This window comes from Nocardia sp. NPDC004123 (assembly GCF_053603795.1).
On record NZ_JBSGGG010000006.1, the window covers coordinates 302,622 to 315,319 of the forward strand.

Annotated in this window: 14 protein-coding genes; 6 read left to right on the forward strand and 8 right to left on the reverse strand. The window is 67.7% G+C overall.

What is annotated here, in order from left to right; all coding sequences use genetic code 11:
• Window positions 1-53: 53 nt before the first annotated feature.
• Together ACWEQQ_RS11320 and ACWEQQ_RS11325 are read right to left on the reverse strand one after the other, a co-directional pair.
• Window positions 54-1,463, reverse strand: coding sequence for a wax ester/triacylglycerol synthase family O-acyltransferase (locus tag ACWEQQ_RS11320; RefSeq protein WP_452348115.1), 1,410 nt, complete (start codon window positions 1,461-1,463; stop codon window positions 54-56).
• A gap of 24 nt (window positions 1,464-1,487) precedes the next feature.
• On the reverse strand, window positions 1,488-2,825 hold the full coding sequence (locus ACWEQQ_RS11325; RefSeq protein ID WP_452348116.1) for a cytochrome P450: 1,338 nt from the start codon (window positions 2,823-2,825) through the stop codon (window positions 1,488-1,490).
• A gap of 263 nt (window positions 2,826-3,088) precedes the next feature.
• On the opposite strand from ACWEQQ_RS11325, the gene ACWEQQ_RS11330 reads away from it, so the two are divergent.
• Window positions 3,089-4,354, forward strand: a complete 1,266-nt coding sequence (locus ACWEQQ_RS11330) for a PucR family transcriptional regulator (protein ID WP_452348117.1) — start codon at window positions 3,089-3,091, stop codon at window positions 4,352-4,354.
• Between the two features lie 17 nt (window positions 4,355-4,371).
• Here the strand turns inward: ACWEQQ_RS11330 and ACWEQQ_RS11335 are convergent, their stop codons facing one another.
• Both ACWEQQ_RS11335 and ACWEQQ_RS11340 read right to left on the reverse strand, forming a co-directional pair.
• Window positions 4,372-5,205, reverse strand: a complete 834-nt coding sequence (locus ACWEQQ_RS11335) for an SAM-dependent methyltransferase (RefSeq protein ID WP_452348118.1) — start codon at window positions 5,203-5,205, stop codon at window positions 4,372-4,374.
• Window positions 5,206-5,376: 171 nt separating this feature from the next.
• Window positions 5,377-6,249, reverse strand: a complete 873-nt coding sequence (locus tag ACWEQQ_RS11340; RefSeq protein WP_452348119.1) for an SGNH/GDSL hydrolase family protein — start codon at window positions 6,247-6,249, stop codon at window positions 5,377-5,379.
• Window positions 6,250-6,493: 244 nt separating this feature from the next.
• Here ACWEQQ_RS11340 and ACWEQQ_RS11345 point away from each other — a divergent pair, with 244 nt between their 5' ends.
• A complete protein-coding gene (locus ACWEQQ_RS11345) occupies window positions 6,494-6,703 on the forward strand; it encodes a cold-shock protein (RefSeq protein ID WP_452344102.1) in 210 nt (69 codons plus the stop codon).
• A 358-nt stretch (window positions 6,704-7,061) separates the two neighbouring features.
• A complete protein-coding gene (locus tag ACWEQQ_RS11350) occupies window positions 7,062-7,838 on the forward strand; it encodes an EI24 domain-containing protein (RefSeq protein ID WP_452348120.1) in 777 nt (258 codons plus the stop codon).
• 82 nt (window positions 7,839-7,920) lie between these two features.
• Here ACWEQQ_RS11350 and ACWEQQ_RS11355 read toward each other — a convergent pair whose 3' ends face one another.
• Entirely contained in the window at window positions 7,921-8,271 is a 351-nt protein-coding gene (locus ACWEQQ_RS11355) for a DoxX family protein (RefSeq protein WP_452344105.1), read from the reverse strand.
• A gap of 61 nt (window positions 8,272-8,332) precedes the next feature.
• Between ACWEQQ_RS11355 and ACWEQQ_RS11360 the strand changes: the two genes are divergently transcribed.
• A complete protein-coding gene (locus tag ACWEQQ_RS11360; RefSeq protein WP_452344106.1) occupies window positions 8,333-9,244 on the forward strand; it encodes a LysR family transcriptional regulator in 912 nt (303 codons plus the stop codon).
• 274 nt (window positions 9,245-9,518) lie between these two features.
• Here the strand turns inward: ACWEQQ_RS11360 and ACWEQQ_RS11365 are convergent, their stop codons facing one another.
• Together ACWEQQ_RS11365 and ACWEQQ_RS11370 are read right to left on the reverse strand one after the other, a co-directional pair.
• Entirely contained in the window at window positions 9,519-10,340 is an 822-nt protein-coding gene (locus tag ACWEQQ_RS11365) for a thioesterase family protein (RefSeq protein WP_452344107.1), read from the reverse strand.
• Between the two features lie 87 nt (window positions 10,341-10,427).
• Entirely contained in the window at window positions 10,428-10,802 is a 375-nt protein-coding gene (locus tag ACWEQQ_RS11370; RefSeq protein WP_452344108.1) for a cupin domain-containing protein, read from the reverse strand.
• Window positions 10,803-10,880: 78 nt separating this feature from the next.
• Here ACWEQQ_RS11370 and ACWEQQ_RS11375 point away from each other — a divergent pair, with 78 nt between their 5' ends.
• Window positions 10,881-11,327, forward strand: a complete 447-nt coding sequence (locus ACWEQQ_RS11375; RefSeq protein WP_452348121.1) for a MarR family winged helix-turn-helix transcriptional regulator — start codon at window positions 10,881-10,883, stop codon at window positions 11,325-11,327.
• A 16-nt stretch (window positions 11,328-11,343) separates the two neighbouring features.
• Here the strand turns inward: ACWEQQ_RS11375 and ACWEQQ_RS11380 are convergent, their stop codons facing one another.
• A complete protein-coding gene (locus tag ACWEQQ_RS11380; protein ID WP_452348122.1) occupies window positions 11,344-12,201 on the reverse strand; it encodes a GNAT family N-acetyltransferase in 858 nt (285 codons plus the stop codon).
• Window positions 12,202-12,324: 123 nt separating this feature from the next.
• Here ACWEQQ_RS11380 and ACWEQQ_RS11385 point away from each other — a divergent pair, with 123 nt between their 5' ends.
• Window positions 12,325-12,681 carry a hypothetical protein gene (locus tag ACWEQQ_RS11385; RefSeq protein WP_452348123.1) on the forward strand — a complete coding sequence of 119 codons (357 nt, stop codon included), beginning with the start codon at window positions 12,325-12,327 and terminating at the stop codon, window positions 12,679-12,681.
• The last annotated feature ends 17 nt before the right edge of the window (window positions 12,682-12,698 follow it).

Consider the following 12,698-nt stretch of genomic DNA (forward strand, 5'->3'; position numbering starts at 1 on the left):
GGACAGCGCAACGCTCCCGGTCCGGAATGGACCGGGAGCGTCGTCGTTTCGTCTCACCCCGCAGACGGCAGGGCGCGTTCCTCCGCGGGCAGCAGCAGCGCTGCCAGCTCGTCGAGAGCGGCGTCCAAACCGTCGGTGAGGTACTCCATCGCCGGCAGCTTGTCGGCCGCCCCCAGCACACCGAAGTGCAGCGCGTCGAGGTAGCCCACACAGGTGACATTGAACGGGTTGCCGTGCATGAGCAGCGAGATCGGGTACAGCGACTCCAGCCGGGCGCCGTTCCAGTACAACGGATTTCGGGGTCCGGGAACATTGGAGATGCCCATCGGATGCGACGCCGGAGTGTTGGTGCGACCCCAGGTCAGTCCCATGATCCACGGCAGGGTGACGGCCAGGCCGTAGCCGATGACCGTATTGGCCGGGAGGCCCGCCATCTCCTGCTTCGCGGCGCGGATGGCCGCGCGGACCGCGGCCAGGCGCTCGGCAGGGTCGGCGATATCGGTACCCAGCGCGGTGAACATCATGCCCGCGCGGGTACCCACCCGGTCGTCGTCGCCTTCCCGCAGGTCCACGGGGACTCCGGCGGTGAGCGGGCGTGCGGGGAGCTCCGCATGGTCGGTCAGGTAGTCGCGCAGGGCCGTGCCGACCAGATACAGCACGATGTCGTTGATCGTGCAGTCGGCGGCCTTGGCCAGCCGCTTGAACCGGCCCAGGTCATAGCGGCGCAGGGACAGGTCCCGGCGGCCGGTGATCGGCCCGTCGAAGATGGACACCGGCTGTTGGTAGGCCCGCTGCGCCGGGGTCCGGCCGCGGGCGCGGCGCAGGGCGTCACGGCCCGCCGCGCCGATGCCGCGCACCAGTTCGAGCACGCCCCGCAGCGTCACCAGCAGGGTCCGCAACCGACTCCCCGACGGAACCCGCTGTGGCGCATCCGGATTCACGCGGCCGACGGTGAACAGGTTCGGCGTGTCCCGGTCGGCCGGATCCGTCGAGAAGGTGTCGGTGAACAGCCGCATCAGCGACGCGCCGTCGAACAGGCTGTGATGCACCTTGAGAATGAGGGCGAAGCGGTCCGGCGCCAGGCCCTCGACCAGGTGCATCTCCCACTGCGGCCGGGTCGCATCGAGTTGTTCGCGGTGGATGCGGGCGGCCAGCTCGACGAGCTCGCGGCGGTCACCGGGCCGGTTCAGTTGCCAGGTCCGGATGTGGTCGGCCGGATCGACCTCGGCGGCCTCGCGCATGAGGGCCACCAGACGGGTCAGCGGGCCACTGACCGGCACCAGATTCCACGGCTGCGGCACCGCGATCGGCGCGACGACCTGTGCGCGCCAGCGCCGGACGAAGCGGGCCGCATCCCCGTCCGGGACGGTGAACTCCAGCAGGAATGCGACATGCATGGGCATATCGGGTGATTCGAGGGACAGCCAGACGCCGTCGGTGGCCGACAGCCGCTTGATCGCCATGCGCGATCCTTTCGTGCTCGGGACTCAGTGGGCCGGCCGGGGTGTGATATCCAGCCGCATTCCGGTCGGGATGACGGCGAAATGGAAACGGTCCCTCGGTGGTTCGCTGTTCACCGGCAGCGCGATGTCGAAGTTGCGGCACACCATGCCGGTGACGCTCTTGACCTCCAGCATGGCCAGGCCACGGCCCGGGCAGAAACGGGGGCCGGAGCCGAACGGGGTGGAGGCGTCGGGCCGGTGATTGCCGGGGCCCTCGTTCAGCCAGCGATCGGGATCGAAAACGTGTGGCTCGCTGAAGTTCTCCGCCTGCAGGCCGGCGTGCTGGACATTGACGACGACCCAGGTTCCAGCCGGGATGTGCACCCCGGCGATGGTCCGGTCGACGATCGCTTCCATGCCGATGAGGGGCGTGGTGGGCTGCAGCCGCATGGATTCGGCCGCGACCGCCTCCAGGTAGGGCTGCCGGTCCAGTACCGACGGGATCTCGGCGATCTCCTCCCGAATCCGCTGCTGCACTTCGGGTTTCCCGGCCAGGTGGTAGAGCAGCCAGGCCATGGCGTTGCTGGTGGTGTCCTGGCCCGCGATGAGGATCGTCAGCGCTTCCGCGAACAGCTCGTCATCGGTGAACGAGCCGCGGCCGTCCTGCGCCAGCAGCAACGCCTCGATGAAATTCGTGGGCCGCTCGGGGAGATTCGCGCGGGCGCGGGCGATGACGGCGGTGAGATCCTGCCGCAGGGCCGCCAATGCGCGCTCGAGGGCCCGATCGTCGGGCAGCTTCACATAGCGCCAGTAGGGGAACGGCGTGGCGAGCCGGCGATTCAGAATGGGGAAGATCAGCTCCAAATGGCGCTGAATGACGTCGCCGGATTCTTCGATGGTGTTGATGTCGTAGTCGAAGGTCAGTTTGGCGGTGACATCGACCGTGTAGCGGGTCAATTCGGCGCGCACATCCTCCGGGGACCGGTGTTCCCAGCGCCGGCGCAGGCGTTCGGTAATGGTCTCCAGGGTGGGTTGGAAGCCACGCAGGTGAGTCGCGTTGAAGGCGGGCATGGCGAGCTTGCGCCGCCGCCGCCAGGCCTCGCCCTCCAGGGAGAACAGGCCGTTGGAGCCCATCTCGTCCATGACCGACTCGATGGCGGACTGCCGCCGGAAGCCGCCGGGGCGGTCCCGCAGGATCTCCCGATTGAGTTCGGGATCGCTCACCACCACGATCCGCCGACCGGGCATGCCGACCCGGTACACCGCCCCGTATTCGTCACTCCAGGAGTCGAATTGGCGATGCAGCAGGGAGGGTGTCAATTGCGGGAGATTGCCGACCAGTGGCCATCCTCTGGGCCCCGGTAGATCGTCCACTGACACCATTCGAGAAGTCGAGAGGGACACTACAGGAGCTTAACCGCGAATTGGCTCGATTGCGAAAGATGAAGAACCGCTTTGCATTCGGAGACAAGAAATACGGTGCAATTTGGTTTCGCGAAACCAATCGACCTGAAATCGAGCGAAAGTGACTGCACACCTTGCCAAGCAACCGTTTGGTGTCATGGCGACCAGGGATGATGCTGTGCCGATTGGTATTTCGCACACACTCCTTGGTGCTCGAGTCTGTTCTTGGTGACAATCGGCTGATGCTCGCCCTCGTTCCCCCACTGGGTGATGACTCGCCCGTCCTGGCCCGCCTGCTTCCGCGGCTCCCGGAGATTGCCGCCGGTATCTTCGAAGCCGCACTGGGCGCGGTGCCCGGCCTCGAGAATCTGCCCGAGGACCACTTCGCCGATGTCATGCCCAGCTTGCTGGCCGGGACGGTGGCGTTCATCCGGGCCATCGAGGAGCGGCGCGTGATCACCGCCGAAGAGGTCGCGGAGTACGTCGTCCCGGTGGTGGAGCGGCACGCCGAGGACCGAATCCCCGTGCGCCAGCTCATGACCGGACTTTTCGGCGGCGCCCGCTATCTCTGGGACGAGGTCGCCGCGACCGCGGAGCCGCACGAGTTGCCCGATATCGTGGCGATCGGCCAGCGGGTGCTCGAGGCGCTCATGCACATCACCATCACCATCTCCGAGGTGCACTCCGACGTCGAGCAGTCCATCTACACGGTCGAACGCGAGGCGCGCCGCGCCCTGTGCTCGGCCCTGCTGCGTGGCGCGCCGGTCGAGGAACTGGCGGCCCGCGCCGACATGGCGCTGGCGGACCGCTACGACGTCCTCACCTTCCACCTGCGCCCCGACCCGCTGGTCCTGGTGGCCGACACCATGGTCACCCGCCGCCGGATCCGGCAGTTCCAGCAGGCACTCGACGCACTGCTCGGGACGACGGTCCTCAATACCTTCGACGGATCGAACGGAATCGCCCTGCTGCCCAGCAGATCTCGTCCGGTCCCCGAGATCGGCACGGGTCCCTTCGAACGCCTGGCGGCGAGCCTCGCCGAACAGTTCGGCGTCGACGTCTTCCTCGCCGAATGTCGGGGAATCGACCGTGCCGACCTGCCCGGTGCGGCGCGGCAGACCACCGACCTGGCCGAACTCGCCCGCCTGCTCGGCCGCACCACCGGCGCCTATCGCCTCGACGATCTACTGCTCGAATACCAGCTCACCCGCCCCGGCCCCGCCCGGGACCGCCTGGCCGAACGCATCGCCCCGATTCTGAGCCACCCCCACCTCTTCGAAACCCTCGACGCCCACATCCGGCACGGCTCCGCCGACCGCAAGGCCGCCGCCGCGGTGGTACACGTCCACCCCAACACCTTCAGCTACCGCCTCCGCCGTGTCGCCGAACTGACCGGCCTGGATCCCAGCGACCCCAACGATTCCCGGCTGCTCGCCGCCGCCCTCACCATCCACCACCTCTACCCGGCTCCCGTCGTGCTGGATCCCGGTGACGGAGCGGCCATGTGACGAAATGCGCGAACCGGCTAGCGTTTGAAGCCGACGCCGCCGACGATGCAGTGCCGCACGGCGTTCAGGGGGGCCAGGCGGGGGCCGTCGGGCCACCAGTCGTCGCAGAGCACCAGGCCCGGGTCGATCATCTGCAGGTCACCGAACAGGGCCTGGATCTGGGCGCGGGTGCGGAAGCGGCCGGAGCCCATCGGGCTGTGAACGAACTTCTCCTCCATCTTGCGGGCCAGATCGCTGTACTCGTCGGCCTCCGGATCGTAGAAATGGGCGATCGCGACGTAGGAACCCGAGGGCAACGCGTCGATGTAGGTGCGCATGAGGGCCGCGGCATCGTCGGACGGATAGTGGTGCAGTGTCCCGATCTGGAACATCGCCAGCGGGCGGGTGAAGTCGAGCTCGTCGCGGACCTCGGGATGTTTCAACACCTCGAACGGCCGGAAGATGTCGGCAGTGACGATGGAGGTGTTCGGACTGCCGACCAGCAGGGCGTGGGCGTGGGCCAGCACCATGGGGTCGTTGTCCACATAGACGACCCTCGAATCCGGCTCGACGCGCTGCACCACCTGATGGGTGTTCTCGGTGGTGGGCAGGCCCGAGCCCAGATCCAGATACTGGTCGATGCCCGCCTCCTTGGCCAGGAAGCGGCACACACGGATCAGGAAATCCCGGTTGGCCCAGGCCAATTCGGCGACGCCGGGGGCCACCGTGCGGACCTGATCCAATACCAGGCGATCGACCTCGAAATTGTCCTTGCCGTTCAGCGCCGCATCGTAGACGCGGGCGATGCTGGCGCGCGTGGCGTCCACTCCGACCGGTATCGCGCTCGGGTAATCAGCTGCCGGCCAGGCCATCCCCGCTCCCCTCGATGCATCCAATCCTCGACCTCGCTCATGGTAAATCCGAGCTCACCGCCCCGACCTGGGTCTGCTCGAATTACTCGTTTGCCATCGACGATCAGGGCAGCCTGGGCACTGCGGCCCGGGCGGTGGGGATGGGGACGAGGGAGGCCGCGGCGCAGGCCATCAGAGCGTGGCTGCCATCTTCTGCGCGGTCGCCGCGTGCCCGTACTGATTCGGATGGAATTGCGCGCCTTCGCCATTGTCGACCGAGGTGCCGTTGACCCAGCGGTCCGGGATCGCCTCGCAGACGTCGTGACCGTTGTAGATCTCGTAGGTGCTGAAGTACTCGGTGCCGGCCTGGGAACGCAGCATGGTGTTCAATCCGCCGACGACGGTGTCACGCGCCCAGTCGACATCGGCGGGCAGCACCGGCTGCCGCCCGGCGCACAGGGCCGCGTTGTCGGGCAGGATGTGCGGGTAACCGACCAGGACGACCCGCGCCTGCGGGGCTCGGGTCTTGATGTCGGACACCAGTTTCGCGACCTTGGCCGAGACCTGAGACAGCCGGGCCGGCATCGAGGCGTCGTACTTGTTCTTGCACCCCAGCAGCGCCTCGGCACTACCGCTGGCGATTCCCGTTCCGAGATTTTGGAATACGGCGCTGCCCGTCCCGGATCCCGTGCCGAGGGTTCCCGCCGTCACACAGTCCTTCACGATGTCGGTGAAGCCGATGTCATTGCCGCCGACGCCCAGGGTGACCAGATTGGTGTCGGCGGTGACAGCGGAGAGCTGGGTGCTGGTCACCGAGTCGGTCGTCGCGCCGCCACACGTGACATCGGTGAGGCTGTAACCGCGTGCCGCCGCGAACAGGTGGGCGTAGTTACGATCGGAGCGTGAGCAGGTCTTGTCGAGGATGTTGGAGATCCCGACTCCCGCCGCGTACGAATCCCCCAGCGCCACATACTTCGTGCCGGCGTCGGCGGTAGCGGGGGCGATACTGACGAGGGTCCCGGCGGCGACGATCGCAACAGTGGACAGGCAGTACTTCAGATTCACGATATAGGTCCTCGCGGTCGAGCTCGGGCGAATAGCCACAGACCGTACGAGATGACCTGGCAACCGATAGGTCAAGCGACCGAATCGTTATCCCCGGTCGGGCGGCGGACCCCGGGCCCAAACCCTCGAGCGGCGGTCTGCGACGAACCGAAGGGTCCTCGTTCGCCGTGTCCGGCCAGTGCGGAGACACGTTGGCCGGTAGGCTCGAGCGGTCCACTCGTCCGATCTGAAGGGACCGGCACCAATGGCAACAGGCACTGTGAAGTTCTTCAACGCAGACAAAGGGTTCGGGTTCATCACGCAGGACGAGGGTGGACCGGACGTATTCGTCCATTTCAGCGCGATCCAGTCGACCGGCTATAAATCGCTGCAGGAAAACGACCGCGTCGAGTACGACGTGGTACAGGGAGCAAAGGGCCCACAGGCGGAAAACGTCGTCGTGCAGGGACAGTAAGTTCTCACCTGCGGACACGGTCGGCAACAGTCGTTCGAGGTTGCCCCGAGCTCATCGCTTGCGCCCGCACATGAACCAAGCCCCCGATCCATGTGATCGAAGGCTTACACAGTCAGGTTCCCGAAGACCCGAACCCGAAGATGACGGCAACTGATCGGCCGCCGAGCGCAGAAACGATGAATGCGCCCCGGCCGTAGTCGGGGCGCTTCGCGGGCGCGCTGTCGGCTGCCGTTCCAGCGCAGGTGATCCGGCCCTGCTGCGACTGCCTGCTCCGTTCCGGAGCTCGTCACCGGACCATCTCGCAATCCCGTAGCGCATCGGGCGGGTGGCGGTGAGTGGGCGCCAGTAGGGTTCGGGGATGCGTGATTTCGGGGTTGGGTTTACCTATCTTGTTCGGGGGCAGCGGTGGGTGGCTCAGCATCCTCGGGATTTCGGATTCGGGATCGTGCCGGCATTGGTGACGTTGGTGTTGTATGTGGGGGCGCTGGCTGCGCTGGTCACGTGGGGCGGGGATGTGACGGAGACGGTGACGCCGTTCGCCGATCACTGGCCGAGCCCTTGGGCGGGGTTGTTTCGCGGGGCGTTGGACATCGCTTTGATTGCGCTTGCGGTGCTTGCGGCGGTGCTCACGTTCACCGCTGTGACCTTGGTGATCGGGGCGCCGTTCTATGACGTGATTTCGCAGCGGGTCGATCGGTCGGTCTCGCCGGATGGGATTGCGCCGGAGTCTGGGCTTTCCTGGTGGCGGGAGTTGTGGGTGTCGGTTCGGGACAGTGTTCGGATTCTGGTGCGGGCCATGGTGTGGGCTGTGCTGTTGTTCGTGCTGGGGTTCGTCCCCGTCGTCGGTCAGACTGTGATTCCGGTTGTCGCGGTGTTCGTCACCGGGTTCTTCCTCACGCAGGAGCTCACCTCGGTCGCACTCCAGCGACGCACGGTTCACCTGCGCGAGCAGCTGGCTCTGCTGAGCGCCCGCAAAGGCTTGGCATGGGGCTTCGGCGTGCCCCTGGGGCTGGCTTTTCTGGTGCCGCTGGTCGCGGTATTCCTCATGCCGGGTGCCGTCGCGGGCGCCACTCTCCTGACCCGCGAACTACTGCACGAACCGAACCGCCTCGCGGAAAACCACGCTGACGCCTGAGCGAACCGACTCGCGGCGGCCGCGCAGGCGTTCGAACCCGCCTCGGAAGCCGGCTGCGCGCAACGCTGGAGTCGGGATGGCGTTATCGGGCGAGGGCGAACGTCAGGGATGCTGCGGCGAAGGCGAAGTACATTGCGGGGAAAGCGATGTTGTGGAGCACTCGGGCGCGGATGTGGACCACGATTGCGGCGATGAAGTAGACGACCAGGCCGAGGGCGGCGGCGATGCCGAGGGGGCGGGCGCCGAGGAGGCCGAGTAGGAGGCCGAGGGCGCCGGCGGCTTTCAGGGTGCCGGCTACGGGGATCCAGGACGAGGGGAAGTTCACCTCGGCCGAGTTGGCCAGCACGAACTTTGCCCGGGCGAAGTCGGCGATGGCCATTCCGCCGTTGATTGCGATCGTGACGAGGGTGATTACCAGGTAGGCGATGGACACCCAACGATGCTGGCCGACCGCGACTTTCCACGTCCAATACCTGCACCTATAACCTGATGGCATGGATGTGGACACGCGGTTGCTGAGGTATTTCGCGGCGGTGGCCCGGGAAGGGAATCTGACCCGCGCGGCAGCGGGGTTGTTCGTGTCGCAGCCGGCGCTGACCAAACAGATCAAGCAGTTGGAGAACCAGCTCGGGGTGCGGCTGTTCACGCGGTCGAAATCCGGTATGGCACTGACGGAACCGGGGCGGGCGCTCGCACAGTGGGTGCCGGAGGTACTGACCAGCTGGGATCGGGCGCTGACCGAGACGATGAGCGCCGCGAGCGCGGCCGCGCGCGTGCTGCGGGTCGGGTTCATCGCGGGCGGGGCCAATGAGGCCACCCAGCTCATCATCGCGGATTTCGTCCGCCGCCGGCCGGAATGGCGTATCGAGATGCGCCAGGCGGCCTGGTCGAACCCGACTGCGGGGCTCGCCGCCGGGGAGGTCGATGTCGCGTTGCTGCGGTTGCCTTTTCCCGGTCAGGAGCGGTTCCGGGTGGAGTTGCTGCTGACCGAACCGCGCTGGATCGCGCTACCCGCCTCGCACCCGCTCGCCACCCGCGAAGTGATCCCGTTCAGTGACCTGTGGGACGAGCCGTTCGTGGCGGCCCCGCCGGAAACCGGTGCGTGGCGCGACTATTGGCTGGCGGCCGACGAGCGCGACGGGCATCCGGTGCGGATCGGCGCGGTCACCGAACACCCCGACGATTGGCTGATCTGCATCGCCAACGGTGACGGGATCGCCCTGGCGCCCGAATCCGCGGCACGCTTCTACACCCGTCCCGGCATCGTCTACCGCCCGGTCAGCGGCGTGAGCCCGAGCCGGGCCGGCGTCGCCTGGCGGCCCGGGGCGGACACCGATCCGGTCGTGCGGGACTTCGTCCGCAGCTGCCTCGATCACCGGCAGACGCCGCCCGCGAGCACCGTGTGAAAACCGGCTCAGGCCCGGCGGATTGCCGGGCCCGAGCCGTATTCCCTTGGAGCCGAGTCGGATCAGACCAGGCGTGCTCCGACGGCGACGCCACCGACGCCCGCTCCCACCAGGCCGCCGACGCCTGCCGCGGGAATGCCCACGACGGCAGCACCGATACCCGCTCCAGCGACAAGGCCTGCGGCGATACCGATTCCAACGCTCGAGAAACCACCGTTGCCGGAGTCGGTCGGCTCATTTCGGGCGCTGATGTGCACCAACGCAGCCGGGACCGTCAGTTGGCGGAGGCGGGGAAGGCCTGAGCTTCGACGAAGGCGGCCATATCGACCTGACGGCGGGCATTGGACAGTGCGGTGATGGTGCAGACCCCGAGCTCGCCACCGCGGTCGTACAGCGTCGCCGTGGAGACGGCAATGCCGTTCGAGGAGACGTGGTCTCGGGCCTGGAGACCCAGTTCCACCCCCTCGGGAAGGCGGGACAGCGTCAAGGTGACATCGGTGTTGATGTAGCCGACGCCCTCGGTACCCCAGTTGCAGACGAGGTTGGTGGAGTCACTCACGAAGGCCGCGCGCTCGAACGGGGTGATGGGCACGCCCTCGATGAGGGACGGGACGTTGTTCCAGGCCGCCTTCCGGTGCGGATTGACGCCGGAGGCGAAATCGTGGGTCCAGTCGAAGGATCCGGACTTGAACAGCGGCGGGCTGCCCTCGGGGCCGTCGAGCCGGGTCGCGGGGGCGGGGAGGTCCCGGGCGGGCTGCCAGATCCGGCCCGGCGGCTCGGCGGTGGCGACCAGGAATTGCACGGTGGCGCGGGCACGCACGCGATCGTGCTGGACGATGGCGGCGTCGGCCACCCGGATCCGATTGCCGTCGCGGACGATCGAGCTGCGCAGCTCGATGGGCTCGTTCAGGACCGGACTGAACAGGTCGACGGTGAAGCGGGCGGGCACGAAATCGGGTCCGGGGCGGTGCGTTTCGAGTTCGTGGGCCAGCAGGCCGCAGACGGCGGTGCCCGCGAGTTGCCCCGAGGACCAGGCGCTGACCGCCATACGAGTCGCCGTAAAGCGACCGTTCTCGTGGGTGAAGAACGCGGCCATGGTGCCTCCCCTACCGGTTGATGAGCTCCCGAATTAGAACACGTTGCAGAAACGGGAGGGAAGACCCACGTCCCAATCAGCGGATGATCAGTTCACCCACGGCGGGTTGACGACAGTGCCGTCGAGCAGCTCGCCGGTGAAACCGACGGGCGCGTTGACGAGCACCTCGGCGGTCCGGTCATCCGGATTGTCCAGGCGGATGGTGGATCCGGCCGGCGCCACCGCCGCGTCACCGGGCGCCAGCCGCGCGGCCTCGCCGTCGATGGTCAGCGTGATCGATCCCGCGAGCAGGACGAATGCCTCCTCGCGGAGTACGCGGTGCGGGACACCCTGGGTGCCGGGCGCGACCTCCAGCCGCCACAGGCACAGTTCGCTACTGCCGGAGCTGGGACGGACCAGCGGGGTGAAGCGGGAGCCGTGCATTTCGTGGGACTCGGCGTCGGCGGCGTGGATTACGGGCATTGCCATCTCCTTTAGTCAAGTAGCTTGACTATATAGTCAAGCTTGTTGACTTCTTTGTCAAGTGCCAAGATTCCAGACATGCCCGGATACGCACAGGACCTGCCGCTGCTACTGCTCGCGGCAGCCGCGGAGGTCACCGACGCCATCAACGCCGGGTGCGTCGCGGCCGGATTCACCGACATCCGGCCCACCCACGGCTTCGCCTTCGTGCGCATGGCGCCGAACGGCGCGACGGTCGGCGAGATCGCCGACCATCTGGGGGTCACCAAGCAGGCCGCCAGCCAGCTGGTCGAGGAACTCGTCAAAAAGGGCTACGCGCAACGCAATCCGCATCCGCACGACGCGCGCGCCAAGCTCGTCACGCTCACCGAGCGCGGGTGGGCGTGCACCCGCGCCGCCGACGCCGCCGCGGCCCGCTTCACCGAGCGGTGGGCCGCCACGCTGGGACCGGCGGCCACGGTCGAACTGCGCAATGCCCTTGCGCGAGTCGTCACGCCCGGCCGAGTGCGCCCGTCGGCCTGGTAACGAATTCCACTACCGCTCAGCCGAGTTCGAGGGAGGTCGCCCCGTAGACCCGCTCCCGGTGATACGCCCGGACGGGCCCGGTGTACATGCGCGCGGTCTCGAAGCTCGGGGTCAACCCGGCCGCCTCCATCAACCGCACCGCGGGCTCGTTGTCGAGCGGAACATCCACCGCCAGCGGCATACCCGCCGCGTGGGCGGCGAGCGCGGCCAGCAACTGATGCGCGTCGCCGGGGGTATCGGCGAACAGTGGGCCCACCCGCAGCGAATCCCGGGCCGGACGCAGGGTGGCGTAGCCGGTGATCGTGCCGTCGACAATGCGAGCGAAGGTCCGATGCCCCGGCTCGGTGAGCCAGGCGCCGAGGAATACCGGCCGATCCGCGGGATAGCACGCGGAATCGTACGGTTGCAGCGCCGCGAAATCCGCCGGCGCGAGCGCGGTGACCGTGTCATCCGGCAGCGGCAGACGCGGCACGCCCACGAATCGCGCACTGCTGTAGGCGAGTTCGAACCCGCTGCGCCGATAGTTGTCCTGCTGCGCGGGAACTCCGTCGAGCCCGACGACCCGCTCCCCCGCGTGCTTCAGCCCGGCTTCCCAGGTGGCCAGGCCGAACCCGCGCCCGCGCAGGTCCGGGCGCACCAGATAGAAACCCAGGAACGCGTAGTCGTCGCCGTAGTTGACCACCGAGACCGCGGTGGCAGGCTCCCCGTTCACCCGCCCGAGCAGGAACCCGTCGGGATCCTGCGCGAAGAACGCGGTGAGATCACGCAGCCCCGGGTTCCACCCCTCGGCGGCGGCCCACTCCACCACGGTGGCCCATTCCGCCGGGGTGGCGCGGGCAATGACCAGACCATCGATACGCACGGCATCCGGCATGCGACCACGGTAGCCGCAAAAGCTCTGCGACTCGCGGAGATTCGAGGACACGGTGGGCATGCCCTCAGTCCCGGTGGAGCGCCCGGCGAGCCGGCCCCGGCGCTCCGGTAGGGTCGAGGAGACATGGCCCGCGACCTGCGGGGTTGCGCGGAGTTCGAGGAAGATATGGCCGACTACGCACACTCCGATCACGCCAGCCGGAGCCGGGAGGAGAAGGCCCGGCGGCTGGCGGCCTATCTCTGGGCGCGCGGCATCAGCGGACCCGAACTGCTGGAACTGCCCGCCACACAACGGCGCAAGCTGGCGCGCGCCGCCGACACCAATCCGCCCAGCACCGATGAGACCTGGCAGGTGGTGGCCGGGCTGCTCGGCGAGAAGGACGCCTGGGCCGAGCGCAATCCCGGGCATCCGCAGGCCCGCCGGGAGCGGCTGGACGAGAAGATCCTCTGGATGAAACCGCCGGTCAAACCCTGGGAGTAGGAACGTCCCGAAACCCT